This is a genomic window from Nostocoides australiense Ben110 (genome assembly GCF_001050535.1).
GTDB classification, from domain to species: domain Bacteria; phylum Actinomycetota; class Actinomycetes; order Actinomycetales; family Dermatophilaceae; genus Nostocoides_A; species Nostocoides_A australiense.
Genome location: NZ_HG764815.1, coordinates 2,162,030 through 2,182,930 on the forward strand (window position 1 = coordinate 2,162,030; position 20,901 = coordinate 2,182,930).

At 69.4% G+C, this 20,901-nt stretch carries 25 protein-coding genes and 1 pseudogene; 10 read left to right on the forward strand and 16 right to left on the reverse strand.

Going from position 1 to position 20,901, the window contains the following annotated elements; genetic code table 11:
• Both BN11_RS10415 and BN11_RS10420 read left to right on the forward strand, forming a co-directional pair.
• Positions 1 to 383, forward strand: a 383-nt coding sequence (locus BN11_RS10415) for a sulfurtransferase (RefSeq protein WP_048697369.1), incomplete at its 5' end; no start/stop codon positions are given.
• An 11-nt stretch (positions 384 to 394) separates the two neighbouring features.
• A complete protein-coding gene (locus tag BN11_RS10420) occupies positions 395 to 691 on the forward strand; it encodes a DUF6703 family protein (RefSeq protein ID WP_201329253.1) in 297 nt (98 codons plus the stop codon).
• On the opposite strand, the gene BN11_RS10425 is transcribed toward BN11_RS10420, so the two are convergent.
• A complete protein-coding gene (locus BN11_RS10425) occupies positions 669 to 1,502 on the reverse strand; it encodes a lipase family alpha/beta hydrolase (RefSeq protein WP_157044076.1) in 834 nt (277 codons plus the stop codon). The genes BN11_RS10420 and BN11_RS10425 overlap by 23 nt on opposite strands.
• 90 nt (positions 1,503 to 1,592) lie before the next feature.
• Between BN11_RS10425 and BN11_RS10430 the strand changes: the two genes are divergently transcribed.
• From BN11_RS10430 to BN11_RS10450, 5 genes are read left to right on the forward strand one after another with little or no spacing between them, the layout of a single operon-like run.
• Positions 1,593 to 2,579 (forward strand): metal ABC transporter substrate-binding protein, encoded by a 987-nt coding sequence (locus tag BN11_RS10430; protein ID WP_048697374.1) that lies wholly within the window; start codon positions 1,593 to 1,595, stop codon positions 2,577 to 2,579.
• Complete coding sequence (locus BN11_RS10435; protein ID WP_048697377.1) at positions 2,576 to 3,376, forward strand: metal ABC transporter ATP-binding protein; 801 nt, start codon at positions 2,576 to 2,578, stop codon at positions 3,374 to 3,376. Before BN11_RS10430 ends, BN11_RS10435 begins: the two co-directional genes overlap by 4 nt.
• Positions 3,369 to 4,403 carry a metal ABC transporter permease gene (locus BN11_RS10440; RefSeq protein WP_048697380.1) on the forward strand — a complete coding sequence of 345 codons (1,035 nt, stop codon included), beginning with the start codon at positions 3,369 to 3,371 and terminating at the stop codon, positions 4,401 to 4,403. Before BN11_RS10435 ends, BN11_RS10440 begins: the two co-directional genes overlap by 8 nt.
• Entirely contained in the window at positions 4,400 to 4,801 is a 402-nt protein-coding gene (locus BN11_RS10445) for a Fur family transcriptional regulator (RefSeq protein WP_048697383.1), read from the forward strand. The genes BN11_RS10440 and BN11_RS10445 overlap by 4 nt, the downstream gene beginning before the upstream one ends.
• Positions 4,802 to 4,816: 15 nt before the next feature.
• Entirely contained in the window at positions 4,817 to 6,757 is a 1,941-nt protein-coding gene (locus tag BN11_RS10450; protein WP_162213210.1) for a penicillin-binding transpeptidase domain-containing protein, read from the forward strand.
• Positions 6,758 to 6,770: 13 nt separating this feature from the next.
• Here BN11_RS10450 and BN11_RS10455 read toward each other — a convergent pair whose 3' ends face one another.
• Together BN11_RS10455 and recO are read right to left on the reverse strand one after the other, a co-directional pair.
• Complete coding sequence (locus BN11_RS10455) at positions 6,771 to 7,541, reverse strand: isoprenyl transferase (protein WP_048697387.1); 771 nt, start codon at positions 7,539 to 7,541, stop codon at positions 6,771 to 6,773.
• Positions 7,538 to 8,323, reverse strand: coding sequence for a DNA repair protein RecO (recO, locus tag BN11_RS10460; RefSeq protein ID WP_048697389.1), 786 nt, complete (start codon positions 8,321 to 8,323; stop codon positions 7,538 to 7,540). Before recO ends, BN11_RS10455 begins: the two co-directional genes overlap by 4 nt.
• Before the next feature lie 129 nt (positions 8,324 to 8,452).
• Between recO and BN11_RS10465 the strand changes: the two genes are divergently transcribed.
• Complete coding sequence (locus tag BN11_RS10465) at positions 8,453 to 9,082, forward strand: alpha-ketoglutarate-dependent dioxygenase AlkB (RefSeq protein ID WP_235435435.1); 630 nt, start codon at positions 8,453 to 8,455, stop codon at positions 9,080 to 9,082.
• 92 nt (positions 9,083 to 9,174) lie between these two features.
• Here BN11_RS10465 and leuA read toward each other — a convergent pair.
• The 5 genes and pseudogenes from leuA to BN11_RS10495 all read right to left on the reverse strand — a co-directional run bounded on the left by leuA (position 9,175) and on the right by BN11_RS10495 (position 14,572).
• Positions 9,175 to 10,948 (reverse strand): annotated as a pseudogene (leuA, locus tag BN11_RS10470) (2-isopropylmalate synthase).
• 207 nt (positions 10,949 to 11,155) lie between these two features.
• Positions 11,156 to 11,587 (reverse strand): PIN domain-containing protein, encoded by a 432-nt coding sequence (locus BN11_RS10475; RefSeq protein ID WP_048697392.1) that lies wholly within the window; start codon positions 11,585 to 11,587, stop codon positions 11,156 to 11,158.
• A gap of 279 nt (positions 11,588 to 11,866) precedes the next feature.
• On the reverse strand, positions 11,867 to 13,249 hold the full coding sequence (locus tag BN11_RS10485; protein ID WP_048697396.1) for a tryptophanase: 1,383 nt from the start codon (positions 13,247 to 13,249) through the stop codon (positions 11,867 to 11,869).
• Between the two features lie 22 nt (positions 13,250 to 13,271).
• Positions 13,272 to 14,036, reverse strand: a complete 765-nt coding sequence (gene ddaH, locus BN11_RS10490; protein WP_048697399.1) for a dimethylargininase — start codon at positions 14,034 to 14,036, stop codon at positions 13,272 to 13,274.
• A 20-nt stretch (positions 14,037 to 14,056) separates the two neighbouring features.
• On the reverse strand, positions 14,057 to 14,572 hold the full coding sequence (locus tag BN11_RS10495) for a DinB family protein (RefSeq protein ID WP_048697402.1): 516 nt from the start codon (positions 14,570 to 14,572) through the stop codon (positions 14,057 to 14,059).
• Between the two features lie 61 nt (positions 14,573 to 14,633).
• Between BN11_RS10495 and BN11_RS10500 the strand changes: the two genes are divergently transcribed.
• Positions 14,634 to 15,539: a GNAT family N-acetyltransferase gene (locus tag BN11_RS10500; protein ID WP_048697405.1), complete on the forward strand. Its 906-nt coding sequence runs from the start codon at positions 14,634 to 14,636 to the stop codon at positions 15,537 to 15,539.
• Between the two features lie 121 nt (positions 15,540 to 15,660).
• Here the strand turns inward: BN11_RS10500 and BN11_RS10505 are convergent, their stop codons facing one another.
• The 5 genes from BN11_RS10505 to BN11_RS26120 form a co-directional block, all read right to left on the reverse strand.
• Positions 15,661 to 16,077 (reverse strand): aminoacyl-tRNA deacylase, encoded by a 417-nt coding sequence (locus BN11_RS10505; protein ID WP_327152858.1) that lies wholly within the window; start codon positions 16,075 to 16,077, stop codon positions 15,661 to 15,663.
• A 56-nt stretch (positions 16,078 to 16,133) separates the two neighbouring features.
• Positions 16,134 to 17,159 carry a 1-aminocyclopropane-1-carboxylate deaminase gene (locus tag BN11_RS10510; protein WP_048697408.1) on the reverse strand — a complete coding sequence of 342 codons (1,026 nt, stop codon included), beginning with the start codon at positions 17,157 to 17,159 and terminating at the stop codon, positions 16,134 to 16,136.
• A gap of 2 nt (positions 17,160 to 17,161) precedes the next feature.
• Positions 17,162 to 17,818 carry a GntR family transcriptional regulator gene (locus BN11_RS10515; RefSeq protein ID WP_048697411.1) on the reverse strand — a complete coding sequence of 219 codons (657 nt, stop codon included), beginning with the start codon at positions 17,816 to 17,818 and terminating at the stop codon, positions 17,162 to 17,164.
• Positions 17,819 to 17,929: 111 nt separating this feature from the next.
• A complete protein-coding gene (locus tag BN11_RS10520; protein ID WP_048697414.1) occupies positions 17,930 to 18,196 on the reverse strand; it encodes an acyl-CoA-binding protein in 267 nt (88 codons plus the stop codon).
• A 9-nt stretch (positions 18,197 to 18,205) separates the two neighbouring features.
• Positions 18,206 to 18,595 (reverse strand): type I restriction enzyme endonuclease domain-containing protein, encoded by a 390-nt coding sequence (locus BN11_RS26120; RefSeq protein WP_407667980.1) that lies wholly within the window; start codon positions 18,593 to 18,595, stop codon positions 18,206 to 18,208.
• Here BN11_RS26120 and BN11_RS10530 point away from each other — a divergent pair.
• The gene (locus BN11_RS10530) at positions 18,523 to 18,927 is read left to right on the forward strand and encodes a hypothetical protein (RefSeq protein WP_162213122.1); all 405 of its coding nucleotides are present in this window, start codon (positions 18,523 to 18,525) and stop codon (positions 18,925 to 18,927) included. The genes BN11_RS26120 and BN11_RS10530 overlap by 73 nt on opposite strands.
• A gap of 7 nt (positions 18,928 to 18,934) precedes the next feature.
• On the opposite strand, the gene BN11_RS10535 is transcribed toward BN11_RS10530, so the two are convergent.
• From BN11_RS10535 to BN11_RS23660, 3 genes are all read right to left on the reverse strand, one after another.
• Complete coding sequence (locus BN11_RS10535; RefSeq protein WP_048697422.1) at positions 18,935 to 19,969, reverse strand: aspartate-semialdehyde dehydrogenase; 1,035 nt, start codon at positions 19,967 to 19,969, stop codon at positions 18,935 to 18,937.
• A 63-nt stretch (positions 19,970 to 20,032) separates the two neighbouring features.
• A complete protein-coding gene (locus BN11_RS23655; protein ID WP_048697424.1) occupies positions 20,033 to 20,542 on the reverse strand; it encodes a GDYXXLXY domain-containing protein in 510 nt (169 codons plus the stop codon).
• Positions 20,539 to 20,901: hypothetical protein (locus BN11_RS23660; protein ID WP_048697426.1), on the reverse strand; the 363-nt coding region annotated here is incomplete at its 5' end. The genes BN11_RS23660 and BN11_RS23655, both read right to left, overlap by 4 nt.

Sequence of the window (20,901 nt, forward strand, 5' to 3'; positions counted from 1 at the left end):
TGCCGGTGCTCGACGCCGCGGCGGCCGCCGAGGTGGCTCGGCGCGGCATACTGCTCGACGCCCGCGCCACCGAGCGCTTCGAGGGCCGCACCGAACCCATCGACGCCGTCGCCGGACACATCCCCGGCGCCCGCAATGCCCCACTCGACGAGTTCACCGGCGCCGACGGGCGGCTGCTCGACAAGGAACGCCTGCACGCCTACTTCGCGAGCAAGGGCGTCTTCGACAGCGCCGAGGTCGGCGCCTACTGCGGTAGCGGCATCACCGCGGCGCGAATGGCGTTGGCACTGCGGCAGATCGGCGTCACACCGGCGGTGTATGTCGGCAGTTGGAGCGAATGGATCACCGACCCGGACCGGCCGGTCGCCACCGGCGCCGAGTAGCCTTGCCCCTCGTGTCCCCGCAAGCCGCACCGCAGCAGGTCCCCCAGCCCCGCAACGCCAGCGAGCGCGCCCTCGTCGCTCTTGCCCGTCTCCCCCGGCCGGTGCCGGTGCTCGGGGTGCTCGCCCTGCTCGCCATCGGGGCGTTCGTGCCGACCTACGGCTGGATCGCCACCGCGCTCGTCGCGCTCTTCCTGGCGTGGATCCTCAGCCTGAGCTGGCCCCGGCTGACCGGGGTGGAGAAGATCATGCGGATCGCCGTGATCGCCTTCGTCGCCGGCCTCGCGGTCATCCAGTCGCGGCCTCGTTGACCGGACCTCCGAGGTCCGGTTCGATGACGTCGATCAGGAACTCGTCGTCGAGCGGCCAGCTCAGCGGCGTCGGGTACCACCGGCGCAGGCTGCCCGGCACCTTGAACGGGCGCCACTGATCCATCGGCAACGCCAACCGGTCCGCGATGGCCCAGAGCACCGCAGGATGGTGTCCCATCCCGATGTGACTGGCCTTGACCTCGATGTTCTCGGCCTTGCCGTAGATCTCGTTGAGGCAGGCCTGCCACGGGACGATCCCGTCGGTGCGGGAGTAGATGGCGGTCGTCGGGATCGGCATCGGGTCGCGCAGATGCTCCTGCTCGGGCATGTCGAGTTCCTCGGCCTCGACGTGCAGGTGCCGGTAGCGGTCGAAGACGAGAGAGGCGAGCGTGTCCTCGCGGTGGATCAGCCGGAACGGCGAGCCGAGCGTGATGACCTGCCGCACCTGGTCGGGATAGGCCCGGCCGAGCTGACGGGCATACAGACCCCCGAGGCTCCAGCCGATGAGGGAGATCGGGCCGTGCTCGGCCGTGAGGTTCTCCACGCTGGCGCGCATCGAGTCGACGATGCGGCGGGTCGGTCCGATATTGCGCCCGACGCCCCAGCCGTGCGGGTGATAGCCCAGCGAGGACAGGTAGCTGCGCATGATCGCGGTGGTGTAGTCCCCCGCCATCAGCCCCGGAAGGACGAGAACGTGCTGGCCATCGCCGCGGCGTGCCTTGCGCAGGATGCGCCGGAACGCCGCATACTCGCCGACCTCCCCCGCCATGCGGGGCACCTCGACGAGCCCATGGACCAACGACGGACGCATGAGACCAGTATTACGCCTCGACCTGGCAGGGAGGCTACTCGGAGGAAGGTGGGATTGACATTACATCCGCATCAACTGAGAATGATTCTCATGTTCGTTTCGCGGCTTCGTCGTAGGACGGCGCTCCCCGCCCTCGTCGCGCTCACCGGGGCGTTCGCCGGCGGCCTGGCCGGATGCGGTGATCCGGCTACGGGGTCGGGCGGGGGCCGCACGCAGGTGGTCGTGGGCTTCTATGCCGCGCAGTACCTGGCCGAGCGTGTCGGCGGCGACCGGGTCAACGTCACCAACCTGACCGCGCCAGGGGTCGAGCCGCACGATCTCGAGCTGACCGCGCGGCAAGTGGTGCGGCTGGCCAAGGCGGATCTCGTGATCACCGTGCCGGGGTTCCAGCCGGCCGTCGACGAGGGCATCGTCGCCGCGCAGGCGCGGCGGGTGCTCGATCTCGCACCGGTCGTCGGCGTCGACCTGGCCGGTGGCGAGAGCCACGACACCCAGCCGCACGCGGAGGACGGCCACGCGGCGGCGGGGCACGCCCACGAGACGCCCGCGGACCTCGCGCACGACCCGCACTTCTGGCTCGATCCGCACCTGATGGCCGACGCGAGCGCGGCCGTCGCCGCCCAGCTGAGCGCCGCGGACCCCGGCGGCACGGGCCTGTACGAAGCGAATTCCGCAGCGCTGCAAGCGGATCTGGAGACTCTTGAAGCAGAGATCAAAAGCCGGCTCCACGACTGCCGGCAGCAGGACCTCGTCACCAGCCACGCGGCATACGGCCGTCTCGCGGCCATCACCGGGTTCGTCCCGCACCCGCTCGCCCTCAATCCGGAGGCCGAGCCCAGCCCAGCGCTACTCGCCGAGATCACCGATCTCGTCCGCAACGAAGGGATTGCGACCATCTACGTCGAACCGCTAGCCAACCGGCGCGTCGCCGAGGTCGTCGCCGCCGAGACCGGCGCCCGGACGGCCGTGCTCGACCCCATCGAGGGCGGCGGCGCCATCGGCTCCCCGCAGGACTATCTGGGGTCGATGCGTGCCAATGTGGCCACTCTCGCGGCCGGTCAGGAGTGCCTCGCATGAGCCCGGTGATCGAAGTCACCGATGCGGCTTTCGGGTATGCCGGGCAGCCCGTCGTCTCCCATGTCACCTTCCGCCTCGACCCCGGCGAAGTGGTCGCGGTGCTCGGCCCCAACGGGTCCGGCAAGTCGACCCTCATCAAGGGACTGGTGGGCCTGACCGAGGAGTTGGGGGGCACGACGACCATCCTCGGCCAGCCCCTAGCACAGGCCGAGCGGGGCCTGGTCGGCTATGTCCCGCAACGGCATACGCTCGGCACCTCGGTGCGCGCGAGCGTCGCGGAGATCGTCGGCACCGGTCGCGTCGCGTTCATGTCGATGTGGCGGCCGTGGGCGCGCAACCCGGCCCGCAGCCGGCAGGCCGTCGCCCGAGCGCTGGACCTGGTCGGCCTCGGAGACCGCGCCGACGCCGATGTCTCGGCCCTCTCCGGCGGCCAGCAACGCCGAGTCCTCATCGCCCGGGCGCTGGCGACTTCCCCGGAGGTCCTCATCATGGACGAACCGACGGCGGGGGTCGACCACGGCAACCAGCTCGTCCTCGCCGGGGTACTCGAGCGACTCAAGGCGCGCGGCACCACCATGCTCATCGTCACGCACGAACTGGACGCTCTCGCAACGGTTGTCGACCGTGTCGTCGTGATCGAGGACGGGCGGCTCACCTACGACGGACCCGCGGACAGCCTGCCACCCGGCGGCACGCGGGGACACCACCACGACCACGACGACGAGGACACCGGCGAGAGTGCGGGAGCACCCGTCATACCCACGGCTCGGATCGACCTCGGAGGTCCACGTGCTTGAGATTCTCGACTATGCGTTCATGCGCAACGCCCTGCTGGCGGCGCTGCTCATTGGCGTCGCGGCCCCGCTGGTGGGCATCTTCATGGTCCAGCGGCGGCTCTCCCTCATCGGTGACGGGCTCGGTCACGTCGCGCTCGCGGGCGTCGCCGTCGGCATCCTCACCTCCAGTTCCCCGGTGCTGACCGCGCTGCTCACGGCCGTGGCGGCGGCCGTGGCCATCGAGTTCACGCGCGCCCGGGGCGGGCCGACCAGCGACCTGGCCCTGGCGTTGATGTTCTACGGCGGGATCGCGCTCGGTGTCGTCCTGATCGGGATCTCTCCCGAGGGCACGCCGGCCAACCTGACCGCCTACCTGTTCGGGTCGATCACGGCGACGACGACGGGCGACCTGTATGTCTTCCTCGCCCTGACGCTCGTGGTGCTGCTCGTGACCTGGGCGCTGCGGCCGTGGCTGTTCGCCGCCGCCCAGGACGAGGAGTACGCCCGGGCGGCGGGCATGCCGGTCACCGCGGTGAACCTGATCCTGTCCATCCTCACCGCCGTGACGGTCGTGGTGTCGATGCGCGTCGTCGGGCTGCTCCTGATCAGCGCCCTGATGGTCATCCCCAATGCCGCCGCGCAAGCGATCGCCCGCTCCTTCCGCGGCGCGATGACACTCGCCGTCGGGCTCGGCCTGATCTCGGCCGTCGGTGGGGTCATCACCTCCTTCTATGCCGAGACCCCGTCCGGCGGCACGATCGTGCTCCTGGCGCTCGCGCTCTTCGTCGTGGTCAGCGTGATCGCCGCCTGGCAGCGCCGGCGCGACGCCGCCCATGCCCGCGCCGAACGGCACGACCACGAGCACGGGCCCGGCTGCGGGCACGAGGCGATTCGCCACAAGGACCACATGGACTATCTGCACGACGGCCACCGGCACGCCGCCCACGGCGGACACTATGACGAACACGCCCCTGACGGACACGCCGGCGACGAACATGCCACTGGCGCACACGCCCGTCGCGCACACGCCCGGGGGGCGGGGTCATGAGCGAGCGACCGCGCCGGGTGACCCGCCAGCAACAGGCCATCACCGCGGCCCTCCAGGGCCGCGACGACTTCCGGTCCGCTCAAGAGTTGCATGCTCAATTGCGCTCCGGCGGAGCGACAATCGGCTTGGCTACGGTCTATCGCACGCTCCAGGCCCTCGCGGACGAGGGCCTGATCGACATGCTGCGCACCGAGGGCGGCGAGTCGCTGTATCGCGCGTGCAGCCGCGGACATCATCACCACCTGGTGTGCCGAACGTGTGGACGAACGGTGGAGGTCGAAGCCGACGATGCCGAACGGTGGGCGATCCGGACCGCGACGGCATACGGTTTCACCGATGTCGAACACACACTGGAGATCTTCGGGCGCTGCGCTTCCTGCAGCGGGTCCGGCGGATAGGGGGCAGCGATGCGCGTGAGCCGTGCACTCGTTCTGGCGATCGTCGGGATGCTGCTGCTCACCGCGGCGGGCATCGGGAGTTTCGTGTGGCTGCGGGGCGATGCCTCCGACGCCGAGCGCAGCGCGCGGACGTATGCCGGTGGGGTCGCCCAGGCGCTCGCCGACGGCACCTTGCCGGGCGGTCTGGAGGTTGCCGACCGGGCCGGGGCCGAGCAGGACTACGACGAGGTGCTGCGCGGCATGGGTTCGCTGCGACCCACGGTGAGCGTGTCCAAGGTCGATCTCGCCAACGACGAGCGGACCGGCACGGTGACGTTCGCGCAGTCCTGGACGATCCATGAGGGCAAGAAGCCGTGGACCTACACGACGACGATGCCGATCACGCGGCGGGGTTCGGGTGAACACCTCGCGTGGACCGGCACGTGGTCGCATGCGGTCATCGCCCCTGAACTCACGGCCGACGAGCGACTCAGTGCGGTGCGGGACAAGGCTGTTCGTGGCGATATCCTCGCCGAGGACGGCACTGCGCTGGTCACGCTGCGCCCGGTGGTGCGGGTGGGCATCGACAAGACCCTGGCCAAGAAGGGCTCCGACGTCTCGGCGACGGCCGCGGCCCTGGCGGAGGCGGTGGGGATCGACCCGGCGGCATACCGCAAGGCGGTGACGGCGGCGGGGTCGAAGGCCTTCGTGGAGGCCATTGTCTATCGAAGCGAGTCCAGCGACCTGGCGAAGCTGTCCAATATCGCCAAGAAGTACCCCGAGATGCGGCTGCTCGAGGACGAGCTGCCGCTCGCGCCGACGAGTGGGTTCGCCCGGCCCATCCTCGGCACCGTCGGGCCGCCCACCGCCGAGATCATCGAGAAGTCGGCCGGCCGGATCCGCCAGGGCTCGCTCGTCGGACTCAGCGGGCTCGAGGCCGCCCAGGACCAGCGGCTGCGCGGCTCGGACGGTTTCGCCGTCAATGCCGTGCAGATCGGCTCCGACGAGACGCGGGAGCTGTATGCCGTGAGCGCCGTCGATGGTCTTCCGGTCACGGTCTCGCTCGACGAGGCCGTCCAGGAAGCCGCCGAGGCGGCGCTCACGGACGTCGGCGACAAGGGCGGGGCAAGCGCACTCGTGGCGATCCGGCCATCCGACATGCACGTCCTAGCAGCGGCGAGCGGCGCTGGCTCGCAAGGGTATTCGACGTCGACACTGGGGCAGTACCCACCCGGCTCGACCTTCAAGGCCGTCACCGCGCTGGCCCTGCTGCGCTCGGGCCTGACGCCCAAGACCAAGATCGACTGCACGAAGACCGCGACAGTCGAGGGCCGGGCGTTCAAGAACTACGACGACTATCCGCCGAAGCGGCTGGGCTCCATCAGCCTCACGTCGGCCATCGCCAACTCGTGCAATACCGCATTGATCTCCCAGCTGGACCGGCTCGACGGCGCCGACCTGGCCGAGGCCGCCGCCGCGCTCGGACTCACGGCGCAGCCGCAGCTCGGGGTGCCCGGGGCGCTCGGCACGGTGCCCGCCGACGCCGCCGGAGTCGATCTGGCGGCTTCCCTGATCGGTCAGGGCCGGGTCGTGACGAGCCCGATGGGCATGGCGACCGTCGCGGCGAGCATCGCGCGGGGCTCGATCGGGGCGCCGGTCATCGTCATCGACGGCCGAGAGCCGAAGCCCTCTCCCCCATCAAAACCGTTGACCCGCAAGGAGTCCGAGGAGTTGCAGGCGCTCCTGCGGGCCGTCGTGACCGATGGGTCGGCGTCCTTCCTCAAGGGGGTGCCCGGCGATGACGTGCTGGCCAAGACCGGCACCGCGGAGTATGGCAGGGGCGACCCGCCACCGACGCACGCCTGGATGATCGGCATCCAGGGGGATGTTGCCGTCGCCGTCTTCGTCGAGAAGGGACAGAGCGGCGCCAAGACTGCCGGGCCGATCCTCGAGGAGTTCCTGCGCCGGATGCCGTGAGCCGCTCGGGCGGTCAGGTCGAGACCGCGTCGACGGCCCCGCCGTAGCGGCGCTCGCGGTTGACATAGAGATCCACGGCCTGCCAGAGGTGCCGGCGGTCGAAGTCGGGCCACAGGGTGTCGAGGAAGACCATCTCGGCGTAGGCGCTCTGCCACAACAGGAAGTTCGACGTGCGCTGCTCGCCGCTGGAGCGGACGAAGAGGTCGACGTCCGGCATGTCCGGCTCGGGCAGGTAGCGGGCGAGCAGCCTCTCGTCGACCCCGCCCGGCTTGAGCCGCCCGGCAGCGACCTGCTCAGCGATTCGCTTAGCGGCAGAGGCGATTTCGGCGCGACCGCCGTAGTTGACGCAGAAATAGAGGGTGAGCCCGGTGTTGTCCTGCGTCAGTTCCTGGGCGACCTCGAGTTCCTTGATGACCGAGCCCCAGAGGCGGGGGCGCTGGCCGACCCACCGCATACGGACCCCCCACTCGTGGAGTTGGTCGCGGCGGCGGCGGATGACGTCCCGATTGAAGCCCATGAGGAAACGGACCTCGTCGGGGCTGCGCTTCCAGTTCTCGGTGGAGAAGGCGTAGGCGGAGAGGTGCGTCACGCCTACCTCGATGGCCCCGGCCACCACGTCGAGCAGCGCCGCCTCCCCCGCCTCGTGCCCCTTGGTGCGCGGCAGGCCCCGCTGGTTGGCCCAGCGTCCGTTGCCGTCCATGACGACGGCGACGTGCTTGGGCAGGTCCGCGGCGGCATACCGCGGCGGCTGGGCACCGCTCGGGTGCGGGAACGGCGGGATCATGATCCCGATCCTGCACCCAGAGAGAGCGATTCGTTCTGAGGCGGGGCGGCGTGTGGCTCGCGCTCCACGTGCGGCAGCGAGCGCAGCCCCCGCTCGAGGTGCCACTGGACGTATGCCGCGGTGATGCCGCTGCCCTCCCGACGGTGTTGCGCCGCACTGGCATCCGCGACGTCCCAGTCGCCGGCGAGCAGCGCGGCGAGCAGATCGAGGGTCGCCCGGGCAGGGGCGACGGAGCCCGGCCGGCGGCACGACGGGCATACGGCACCGCCGGCGGCGACATTGAAGGCCAGCTGCGGACCGGGATCGCCGCACTGGGCGCAGTCGTGGAAGCTCGGCGCGTAGCCGCCGATCGCGAGCGCGCGCAGGAGGTAGGCGTCCAGGACGAGCGAGGCGTCGTGGGCGCCGCCGGCGAGGGCGGCGAGGGCTCCTTGGAGGAGGAGGAACTGCTGCAGCGCCGGCGCCTTCTCCTCGGTGAGCCGGTCGGCGGTCTCCAGGACGGTCGAGAGCGCCGTGTAGGCGCGATAGTCGCGGGCGATCTGCTCGCCGTGGTAGGCGATCGAGACGGCCTGGGTGACGGTGTCGAGGTTGCGGCCCTCGTAACACTGGAGGTCGACGACCATGCCGGGTTCCAGGCGGGCGCCGAACCTGCTCTGGGTGCGGCGCACCCCCTTGGCGACCACGCGCAGCTTGCCCCGCTCGCGCGCCAGCACCGTCACGATGCGGTCGGCCTCGGCGAGTTTGTGCGTGCGCAGCACGATCGCCTGGTCGCGGTAGGTGGGCACCCACCCATTCTCTCCCGGGACGGCCAGGCTGCCGTGCGCGGCGCGCTCCCGGCATGTCGGCCGCTCACCTCCGGCTGCACGCGCCGCTTGTCTCGTACATTCGTTCTATTCCGGGGTATGGTGGTGGGCGTGACCTTGCAGGATGTGCTCGACTTCGGTGACGGGCCGGCGGCGGCGGGCGCGCCGTTCGGGCCGCTCGCGCCGGTGCGCACTCCCCTGGCGTATGGCGCCTGGGTCGACGTCGCCCCGGGCTGGCTGCGTGCGGCGGACGAGCTCTTCGAGGCCCTCCGCGCCGACGTGCCGTGGCAGGCCGAACGTCGCCAGATGTACGACAACGTCGTCGACGTGCCGCGGCTGACCCGCTTCTACGGCGAGTCCGAGGTGTGGCCACATGTCCTCCTCCCCGAGATCTGCCGCGCCATCAGCGATCACTACCTGCCCACGCTCGGCGAGCCGCTCGTCACCGCCGGCCTGTGCCTCTACCGCGACGGCGCCGATTCCGTTGCCTGGCACGGCGATCGGATCGGGCGCTCCCGATTCCAGGACACCATCGTCGCCATCCTCTCCCTCGGTTCGACGCGCACGCTCGCGCTGCGCCCCCGGGGCGGGGGCACGTCCATACGGCTGACCTCCGGCCACGGCGACCTGATCGTGATGGGCGGCAGCTGCCAGCGCACCTGGGAGCACGCCATACCCAAGACCCGCGAGCCCGTCGGTCCCCGGATGTCTGTGCAGTTCCGGCCGGCCGGCGTGCGCTGACCCACCCGGCAGGGTGATCATCGCCACTCAGGCCATTCCCGCGAGTGTGGCCCCATCGAGCCGATGACGCCACACTCTCGAACCGCTTGCCGTCAGGGCCCGCCGCCGGGACGGGAGACGGCGAGTTCGTCCTTCTTGGCGGCCTGATCGCGTTCGGCCCGGTTGAGAGCGGACATGATCGCGCGCAACGAGGCCTTGACGATGGACTCGTGGAGGCCGACGCCCCACAGGACCCGTTCTCCCACAGCGCATTCCACGTATGCCGCGGCCCGGGCGTCGCCACCGGCCGACAGCGCGTGCTCGTGGTAGTCGAGCACCCGGACGTCGACGTCGAGGGCGGACATGGCGTCGATGAAGGCGTCGATCGGGCCATTGCCGCTGCCGGAGATGTGCACCTCGGCGCCACTGTCGAGGATGACCGACTCGATGTGGTCGTCGCCGACGTCGGTGCTCGTGAGGATCGAGCGGACCGGGAAGAAGCGGCCCCAGCGGGTCTGCGGGTTGTCGGAGTGGAGGTATTCGTCGGCGAACATCTCCCAGATCTCCGCCGCCGTCAGCTCGCCGCCCTCGGCGTCGGTGCGCCGCTGCACCACCTGGCTGAACTCGACCTGGAGCCGGCGCGGCAGGTCGAGGCCGTGCTCGGACTTCAGCAGGTAGGACACGCCGCCCTTGCCGGACTGGCTGCACCACCGCCTCGTAGGAGCGGCCGATGTCGTGCGGGTCGATCGGCAGATAGGGCACACCCCAGTCGATGCCGTTGACATCGGTACCGGCCGCGCCGGCCCGCTTGTCCATGTCCTCGAAGCCCTTCTTGATGGCGTCCTGGTGGGAGCCGGAGAAGGCGGTGTAGACCAGGTCGCCGCCCCACGGGTGGCGCTCGTGGACCGGAAGCTGGTTGCAGTGCTCGACGGTGCGGCGGATGTCGGCCATGTCGGAGAAGTCGATCTGCGGGTCGATGCCTTGGGAGTAGAGGTTCATCCCCAGGGTGACCAGGCAGACGTTGCCGGTGCGCTCACCATTGCCGAACAGGCACCCCTCGATGCGGTCGGCACCGGCGAGATATCCCAGCTCGGCGGCCGCCACGCCCTCGCCGCGGTCGTTGTGCGGGTGCAGGCTCACGACGACCGAATCGCGGCGGTCGAGGTGACGGACCATCCATTCGATCGAATCGGCATACACATTGGGGGTGGCCATCTCCACCGTCGCCGGCAGGTTGACGATCATCTTGTGGTCGGGTGTGGGGTCGATGACCTCGATGACGGCGTTGCAGATCTCGACGGCGAACTCCAGCTCGGTGCCGGTGTAGGACTCCGGGGAGTACTCGTAGTAGACCGTCGTCTCGGGGATCGTCTCCTCCAGCTTGCGGCACAGCCGCGCCCCCTGCAGGGCGATGTCGATGATGCCTTCCTTGGACATCCCGAAGACCACGCGCCGCTGCAGCACGCTGGTGGAGTTGTAGAAGTGCACGATCGCCTGCTTCGACCCGCGGATGGCGTCATAGGTCCGCTCGATGAGGTGGTCGCGGCACTGGGTGAGCACCTGGATCGTCACATCGTCGGGGATGTGCCCGCCCTCGATCAGCTCGCGCACGAAGTCGAAATCGGTCTGGCTGGCGCTGGGGAAGCCGACCTCGATCTCCTTGTAGCCCATCTTGACCAGGAGCTTGAACATCCGCAGCTTGCGCTCGGCGTCCATCGGGTCGATGAGGGCCTGGTTGCCATCGCGCAGGTCGACCGCGCACCAACGCGGCGCCTGCGTCATGACCTTGTCGGGCCAGGTGCGGTCGGGCAGTTCGACCTGGATCTGCTGCTGGAACGGGAGGTACTTCGTGAACGGCATCGGGGTGGGATGCTGGGGGTGGATCATCGCTTCGGTTCGCCTTCGTCTCGGATCGGAGTGTGCGGCGGCCTTGGGGCACAGCGGACTCCGCGACGAGGGGCGGCCGTTGTCAGGCCCCGCCGCGGCAGCGAAGGAGGAGGCGTCCACGCATAGTGCCCACAGTATGCCGCGTGCCCCCGCGCCACGCGAGGGCGGGTCCGAACTGTGGTCGCGTCATACTCGCGCCCCCAGCACCTACGGCAAGCGCCCGTCGCTGTCCGGCAGGGCTACCACGGGTGTGCCGCCCGCGCGGGCCACGTTCGCAAGATCCGGGTCAGCGGTGGCCAGGGCCGCGTCGGTGGCGGACGCCGTCGCGGCCGCGACACAGTCGGCCATACTCACCGGACAACGCTTGCTGCCGTAGTTCGCCGCGCGGGTCAGACCCGCCGACGTTGCGACGGCGGCATCCACGGGAATCACCCGCATGCCGGTCAGTTGGAGCAGCGCCAGATCCGCGAGCACGTCATCCTCCGGCCTGCCGAAAACGCGGACCAACTGGTCGACCACTTCAGCGAGATTCACCGAGTTGATCGCACACGACTCATCCTCGAGGAGCCGGCGCACCTCGCAGGCCACTTCGTCGCCGCGTAACAGCCCGATCACGGCGTACGCATCAAGCACGATCACCGACGCGACCGGTCACGGTCCGCCTCGCGTGCCCGCTCATCCGCACGACCCGATCGCGTGGCCGGGCCAGGGCCCGCGTGGGCGCCTGAGACGGCAGCGAGGATGTCGTCAGGCACCGGTCGGACGATGACGTAGTCACCTCGATCGACGACGACGACCCGCTCGGCGTGCCAGCGGCGACGAACCTCGGCAGGGAGGGAGACCTGGCCGTTCCGCGAGATCTTCGCCGTCGATGGACTCATGAGGTCATTGTATGCTGGCGCCGCTCCATACAACGGATCACCCGAATTGCTCGAAGGTGGCGGTGAAGTGCCGCAGGGCCGGGGGCTCGTCGACGATGCGGTAGCCGGGCAGGTCGCCGGCCCGTGCCTTGACCCGCTCGCAGACCTCGATGACGTAGTCGATGTGGCTCTGGGTGTAGGTGCGGCGCGGGATCGCCAGGCGCACCAACTCCATCGCCGCCGGCGACTCGCTGCCGTCGGGGTGGCGGCCGAACATCACCGACCCGATCTCGCACGAGCGCACGCCCCCCGCCTCGTACAGCGCGACGGCCAGCGCCTGGCCGGGGAAGTGCAGCGGCTCGATGTGCGGCAGCAGCGCCCGGGCATCGATATAGACGGCATGCCCGCCGGCGGGCTTCAGGCAGGGCATGCCCAGCTTGTCGAGCGCGTCGGCCAGATAGGCCGTCGACCGGATGCGGTAGCGCAGGTAGTCGTGATCGACACACTCCTTGAGCCCCTGAGCCAGCGCCTCGAGGTCCCGGCCGGCCAGACCGCCATACGTCGGGAAACCCTCGGTCAGGATCAGCACCGACCGGCACTGCTGGGCGAGATCGTCGTCATTGAGCGCGAGCCAGCCCCCGATATTGCCCATCGGGTCCTTCTTCGCCGACATCGTCATCCCGTCGGCACAGGCCGCCATGTCGCGGATGATGTCGGGTACGTCGCGCTCACCCTGGCCCTCCTCACGCTCCCGGATGAACCACGCGTTCTCCCCGAACCGGCACGCGTCGAGGAAGAGCGGTTTGCCGTGCGCGTGGGCGATCTCGCTGACCGCACGGAGGTTCTCCAGCGAAACCGGTTGTCCCCCACCTGAATTGTTGGTGATCGTCATCATCACGCAGGGCACGTTGTCGCCGCGTTCGGCGAGCAGGGCCTTGAGCCTGGCGGTGTCCATATTGCCCTTGAAGGGGTGCAGCGACGACGGGTCGTGCCCTTCGGCGATGACGAGATCGAGAGCCTCGGCACCGGTGAACTCGATGTTCGCGCGCGTGGTGTCGAAGTGGGTGTTGCTCGGCACGACTTTGCCGACGCCCCCGAGAGCGCCGAAGAGGATCTTCTCCGCGGCCCGGCCCTGGTGGGTCGGGATGACGTGTTCGTAGGGGAAGAGTTCGCGCACGGCGTCGCGGAAGACGAAGTAGCTCGGCGAACCGGCATACGACTCGTCGCCGTGCTGGATCGCGGCCCACTGGTCGCGACTCATCGCGCCCGTGCCGGAGTCGGTGAGCAGGTCGATCAGCACGTTCTCGGACCGGATCTGGAAGAGGTTGTAGCCGGCCTCGCGCGCCACCTGCCGGCGGTGCTCCGCCGTGGTCATTCGCAGGGGTTCGACCGAGTGGATGCGAAAGGGCTCGATGACGGTCCGGAAAGCTTCGTCGCTCATGCCCCTCACCGTATCCAGTGGCTCACCGCAGGCGCACGGACAGGCAGGTCACGCACCCCTCGAGTTTCTCGAACTCACTGATGTCCACCGTGGTGACCGCATAGCCGCGGGCACGGAGGAGTTCGGCGCTGCGTGGCGCGCTCGCGGCCATGAGCAGCTGATCCTCGCCGAGGATGACGACGTGCGCGCCGCCCTCCTCGGGCATCGCTTCGTATGCCGGGAAGGCCTCCTTGTCGTCCACCACCGGATCCCATCCGATGACCGTGCCGTCGGGCAGGGCGGTCACCGCCGACTTCAGGTGCAAGGCGCGCTCGACCGGCACGGCTTGCGTGCGAACACCGAACTCACGCAGGTGTGTCGCGAGCTGTTGGATCCCCGCGCCGTTGGTGCGGGACGAGAGCCCGACGTATGCCGTGTCTCCGCTCCGCAGCACGTCACCGCCGTCGAGGGTGCCGGGCGCCGCGATGCGGGCGATCCGGTAACCGAGATCACGCATGGTCTGCTCAACGCCGATCGTCTCCCGACGTCGCTGCGCCGCACCCGGATTCGCGATGACCGCCAGGTCCTCGTGAACGACGACGGGGTCCTCGACGAAGACCGCGTCGGGACAGTCGTCGGCCGGGGGCACCTCGAGCGTCTCCCACCCGGCTTCCCGCAGGGCGTGCGCGTAGGCCTCCCACTGACCGATCGCCAGCTCGCCGTCCACGGGATCGCGCTCGATATGGGTGAGCAGTCCATGGGCAAGCCGCGGCCCGGGCCGACGGATGAGTGCCCGACGGGAAGTCATGCCCACCAGCGTAGGACGCCTCAGAAGTAGGACTTCTCGCCGTCGAGAAGTTCGCGGATGAGGTCGAGGTGTCCGGCGTGCCGGGCCGTCTCCTCGAACATGTGGTGGATCATCCACCCCAACGTCGCTCCCGCGGCCGGGAACGTCGTGCCGGCACCGCGGTCGTCGAGCCCGGCGGCGGCGATGACGGCGTCGCTGCGCCGGCACTCCTCCTCATACTCCGCGACGAGCTGGTCGAGCGGCTTGCCCTGTCCCACAATGAATTCGTTGTCGTCGGGGTCGTCCTCGAACATCGGGTTCTCGCTCTCGGCCACCCCGGAGTAGGCGACCTGGAACCACAGGTGTTCGCACCAGCGCAGGTGCGACAGCAGGCCGCCGACGGTCATCAGGGGCGAGGTCGGGATGACCACCCGATGCACATCTGCCTCAGCCAACCCGTCGGTCTTGAGAACGACGATCTCGCGTTGCAGCTGGAACCAGCCGAGCAGGGAGCTTCGTTGGTCGGCGTCGAACGCTGGGCGCTTCAGGTCAGCCATCTGCCCACTCTGGCAGGAAAAGCGCTGGTTTCCCAGATACCAGGAGTGCACTCTGGACGACATGCCGCTCCCACCCGTGCCCGCCGGCCTGATCGCCCGCCCCCTGGAAGCGAGCGACCTCGACGCCACCTACGCCGTCTATGTCGCCGACGAATTCGTCAACACCGGCCAGCGCATGGTCGAGTGGGAGGACATCGAATCCGACTGGCAGCGTCCGTCTTTCGACCTTTCGACCGATTCGGTCGGCATCTTCTACGGGGACCGGCTCGTCGGTGCGGCCGAGGTTTTCGCCGGCCGCCGGGCCGACGGGGCGGTCGCGCCCGATTGGCACGGTCGCGGCATCGGCACCTGGTTGCTGGCCTGGACCGAGCACCGAGCCAAGGAGCAGGGCGGCTCCCTCGTCGGCCAGAGCAAGTTCGGTGGGTCGCCCGCCGAGGCCCTGCTGCGGGGCCGCGGCTACCACGAGATGTGGACCTCCTGGGTCCTCGAAGTCCCCGAGGACCAGACGATCACGCCGCAACCACTCCCGGATGGCTACGCACTCCGGGAGTTCACCGCCGCGGACGAGCACGCGGCATACCACCTGATCGAGGATGCCTTCAACGAGTGGCCGGACCGAGACCCGGCGACCTTCGAGGACTGGCGACCGCGCATCATCGGGCGAGCCGGCTTCTCCCCGTGGCAGATTCGCTTCGTGACCGACCCGGGCGGGAAGCCGGTCGGCGTTGCCGCCATCATCCTCGACAGTCAGCAGTGCGCCTACGTCGACCAACTCGCCGTGCGCAAGGACCACCGCGGAAAGGGCCTCGCCCGGGCGCTGCTGGTCGACGCCTTCGAGGAGGCCCGCCGCCGCGGTGCCACCCGCTCCGAACTGTCCACCGACAGCCGCACCGGCGCCCTGGGGCTCTATGAGAAGGTCGGGATGGTCGTCACCCAGACCTGGAGACACTGGGCGAGGGAGCTTTAGGCCACCCCACGAAGTGTCCTCGCTCCTTCGTCGCTCCGGTACTTCGCGGGGACCCCGTCTCGTCGGTGGCTTTTCGTTAGTCGCTGGCTTTTCGTTACACGTCCGAGGCCGGCGAGCGGGCTCAGGGGGCCTGCGGCTCGCTGATGTCAGCCACCTGAGCCTCGAAGACCCGCACCAGGTCGTCCGCCGCCACACCCAGCGCCACGCCGTGCCGGCCGGAGCCCATGGACACGCGGCGGCCGGGAATGGTCGCGTCGACGACGACCGGCCAGCGCGTGCTCGACCCGAACGGCGTGATCGTGCCGCGCTCGTAACCGGTGGCGGCCTTGGCCGTCCCGGCATCGGGCATCGACAGCCGGCTGACCCCGAGAAGGGCGCGCAGCTTCGGCCATGAGATCTCCCGGTCTCCCGGCACGAGCACGAACAGGTAGTCGTCGTCGGCGCGGCGAACCACCAGCGTCTTGACGATGTCGGCGGGCATGATGCCCCGCACCGCAGCGGCCTCCGCGAGGGAGCTCACCGGACCGTGCTCGGTCACGGTGTAATCCAAGCCCAACGCTTGGGCGTGCGCTATCGCCGGAGTGCTCGGCTCACTCACGTCGCCGGCCACAGCGAGTGATAGGCGTTCAACGCCGGTTGGCCACCCAGATGGGCATACAGGACAGTCGAATCCGCCGGGATGTCCTTGGTGCGCACCAACTCGATGAGACCGGCGAGGGACTTGCCTTCGTAGACCGGGTCGGTGATCATCGCCTCCAGCTGCGCCCCCATCGCCATGGCCTCCATGGTCGACTCGACGGGCACGCCGTAGAGGTCGCCGGCCCAACGCTCGAGCACCTGGATCTCGTCGTCGCGCAGGTCGCGGCCGAGTTCGATCAGCTCAGCGGTATGCCGCGCGATCCGCTCCACCTGCTCGCGCGTCTGGTCCAGGGTCGCCGAGGCGTCGATGCCGAGGACTCGCCGCCGGATGCCGGTCAGGTCCTCGAGCGCAGCGAAGCCGGCGATCATCCCGGCGTGGGTCGAGCCCGTCACCGTGCAGACGATGATGGTGTCGAAGTGCACCCCCAAGCTCTTTTCCTGCTCGGCCACTTCGAACGCCCAGTTCGCGAAACCCAGTCCCCCGAGCCGGTGTTCGGAGGCGCCCGCGGGAATCGGATAGGGCGTGCCGCCGGACTCCTCGACCTCTCGCAGAGCGGCCTTCCACGAGTCGCGGATGCCGATGTCGAAGCCGTGCGGGTCGAGCCGGGCGTCGGCGTCCATCATCCGCGTCAGGAGGATGTTGCCGACCTTGTCGTTGACGGGGTCCTCCCACGGCACCCATTTCTCTTGCACGAGACGGCATTTCAGGCCCAGGTGCGCAGCGACCGCGGCCACCTGACGGGTGTGGTTGCTCTGGTAGCCGCCGATGGACACCAGGGTGTCGGCGCCGGACTCGAGGATGTCGGGGACGATGTATTCGAGCTTGCGGACCTTGTTGCCGCCGAAGGCCAGTCCGCTGCTGACATCTTCCCGCTTGGCCCAAACCTGTGCTCCCCCAAGGGCATCCGAGAGCCGCCGCAGATGATGGACCGGACTGGGGCCGAAGGTGAGCGGATATCGCGGGAAGTCCGACAGCTTCATACTCAGGCCCTTCTGCCATCGTGCGTCAGCGTGCGCCAGGTCTCGAACTCGTGATCGGACGCTGCCAGGGCGTCCCCCGCGGCACAGAGATGGATGAACTCCGCATGCCGGGCGATCGAGTCCTGCACCGCGAAGGAGTCGAAACGGGCTCGCTCGACCCGGCGGATCACGGGCGTGAACTGCGCGAGCACGGCATCGATCGCGCGATTGTCCGCCAGGACGACGGGCACGGCGTGCAGGTCGTCGTCGGCGCGCAGGGCGGCGTCGATGTCCCCGTCCGCCAGCGCGGCGGCATACCTCTCGCTGGCCTGCGTCATCGCCTCGACGTCCTCCGGCGTCAGGCGACCGACGGATTCGCGCACCGCGAGCGAGCGCATCGAGGCGACGACGTCGCGGGCATGGCGCACGGCCGTGGGGTCGAGGTCCGCGACGACCGTCGACTTGCCGGGGTCGGCGACGACCAGCCCGGATTGCGCCAGCCGCAGCAGGGCCTCACGCACCGGTGTCCGGGAGACGCCGAGTCGAGCCGCCAGCTCTTGATCGTTGAGTTTCTCCCCCGGCGCGAGCGAGCCGTCGACGATGGCGTCGCGCAGCTGTTCGTAGACGCTCTCGCGCAGCAGAGAACGTCGGCTCGGAACGGTGGCGTCAGAGAGTGGCATGTGATATACTGCATACTGCCCGGCTAGCCGGTGCGCAATATCGGGGGATGCGGAACGACCGAGTGAACCGGGGGTAGCTCGGTCGTTCCGTGTGTCTGCCGAGCACGGCTATCAGGGCGTCTCGCCGACCACGAGTTCGTTGACCACCTGGATGTACTCGTCCTCGGCAGCGGCCGGGTCGGTGCCGACCAGACCCTTCCAGGCGTCGTACTTCGCCCGGCCGACGAAGTCGGTGAAGCCGGGCCGCTTGCCCGACACATCCCCCTCGGTCGCCTGCTTGTAGAGCGCGTAGAGGCGCAACTTGGTGTCATTGCCAGGGTCCCGGGTCAGGCCCGGGACGGCGGCGACTGCGGATTCGAAGTCGGTGATGTCAGCCACGACAACAATCTAGCTCGCCGGCCCAATCCGCCGTCGGAGCCACTCGGCCGCGATCTGCACGGAGTTCCGCCCACTTCGTTGTGGCTTGGGAACCCGCCCCGGAGGGTGCAGTCGCCCCCCGGGGACACAGGTCACAAGGAGTCGCTTGATCGAGGACCGCAACGTAGCTCGCACGTCATCGCGAACGGTCCAGTCGGTCTTGATATCCCGACGCATCACGGCCACGAGTTCCCGGGCGAAGGTTTCGAGCACCTCGTCACCCATGACCTCCCGAGCCGACTCGTTGTCCGCCACCGCGTCATAGAACGCCAGCTGATCGTCGTTGAGTGGTGCCCACGGCTGATCTGAACGCTGGGCATGGGCTGCGCGTGCTCGGCCCACGTCGGCTCGTGATGGCATTCGAGGCCGCCCAAGACGATCCCGACATTCTGCGGACGGCCGTCCTCTTCCTGCGACTCTCCGCCCTCGCTGCCGCCAACGCCGGTAAGGGAGGCCGCCTGGACACTGCACGCGAGGCGGTCGCCAAGGCACTCGACGCCTTGGGCAAGATCGAAGCCATCCGGAAGGCCTCTGGCACGATCCGCACCAACGCCGACACCATTGACAAGTCGGCCCTGGCCCTCCACTCATCCCTGAGCAGGTTGCTGGATGAAGCTCAGATCGCGTTGGACGACAACGCCGTTGAGGCTATTGACGACGCTCCCGCCAACGGGCCTACGCCAGTGGCGTGACCGGCGGTTAGCGCCGCTTGAGCCACTCCTCTGCGATCTGCACGGCGTTCAGTGCCGCGCCCTTGCGGAGATTGTCGCCGACGACGAACAGGTTGAGACCCTTGCCCTCGGGGGCGGCCTGATCGGCGCGCACCCGACCGACGAAGACCTCGTCGCGGCCGGCGGCCTCGAGTGGGTTGGGCACATCGGTGACGACGACCCCGGGCGCGTTCTTGAGCATGTCGAGCGCCTCGTCGGGGGCGATGTCGTCGGCGAACTCGGCGTGGATGGCGAGCGAGTGGCCGCTGAAGACCGGCACCCGCACGCAGGTGCCCGAGACGCGCAGGTCGGGGATGTGCAGGATCTTGCGGGACTCGTGCCGCAGCTTCTGCTCCTCGTCGGTCTCGCCGGACCCGTCGTCGACGAGCGACCCGGCGAGCGGGACGACGTTGAAGCCGACCGGCACGGCATACACCTGGGGTTCGGGGACGGCGACCGCCCGCCCGTCGAGAGCGAGCCCGGTGGGGTCGCCCGCGGCATACCCGCCCTTGAGTTGACGGTCGAGTTCTTGGACGCCCTTGCCGCCGGATCCGGAGACCGCCTGATAGGAGGAGACGTGCAGACGCACCAGAGATGCCTTGTCGTGCAACGGTTTCAGCACCGGCATGAAGGCCATCGTCGTGCAGTTGGGGTTGGCGACGATGCCCTTGGGGATGTTCAGCAGGTCGTCGGCGTTGACCTCGCTCACGACGAGCGGGACGTCCGGGTCCTTGCGCCAGGCGCTGGAATTGTCGATGACCAGTGCGCCAGCCGCGGCGACCTTGGGCGCCCACTCCTTCGAGGTCGATCCGCCGTTGGAGAAGAGCGCGACATCGAGGCCGGAGAAGTCAGCGGTCGCGGTGTCCTCGACGGTGACCTCACCGTCACCCCACGGCAGGGTCGAGCCCGCCGACCGCGCCGACGCGAAGTAGCGGATCTGCTCGACCGGGAAGCCGCGCTCCGCGAGAAGGGTCCGCATGACCCCGCCGACCTGACCCGTTGCACCGAAGACTCCAACACGCATGCGTCCAAGGATAGGGAGGGCGTCCAGGGATTATCGGTCAGTGACCACCCCGTGGGCGCGCCGTCACCCCGCCTCGATCCGCACGAGAGCGGCGTTGCCACGACCGTCGACCCTCACCACGGCGACCGCGTCGCCGTCCGCCAGCGCCCGTCCGAGGCTCGCGGCCCGCCCCTGCGGGAGGAACCAGCTCTCGATCCCGCAACGCAGGCGCCAGTCTCCGTCGTCGCACGCCAGGTAGGTCCCTCCGGCGGGCCGCTCCCGCTGGGCACCGTCCTGCACCCAGACGTCACCGTCCCGGCGCAGCCGGACGTATGCCGTGCCCCTCTCCCCGGGCGCCACGCCCGGGTCGGGCTGCGAGGCCGATGGGTCCCGCAGGGTCCGCAAGCCGGGATAGTCCAGATCCACGTAGGCCCCCCGGAACGGGTCGATGGGGTCGACGACCGTGACAGTCAGGCGGATCTCCTCGCCGCGGACGCGGGCGGAGAGCTGCGGTGCAACGGCCGCCACCACCAACCCCGCCTGGGCGAGCAGCACCGCGCCGAGGGTGGCCCAGCGGGGTCGGACGATGGTCATGACGACTCTCCTTCCGGCTCGGTCATGCGCAGTCGTCGCCGGGCGCGCTCGGCGAGATACCCAGTTCCGAGCAGCACCAGACCGACGATGAGGAAGAGCGCCGCTCCCGAGATGATCGGCGCGAAGACCGCCCAGGACTGGAAGGTCGTGAAGACCACCAACGCCGCGAGAGCGAGCGCACCCAACGCCGGCGACGAACGCCACTGGGCCAGAACCGCATACCATCCGGCGGCGATCAGGAAGACGAGGACGCTGACGCTCGTCCGCACCCACATGGCCGGCGTGGGGTTCCCGGTGTCGAGGAGCAGATCGACGGGCGGACGCCATGCCGCGAGCCCGGCGCCGGCGAGCGCGACCGC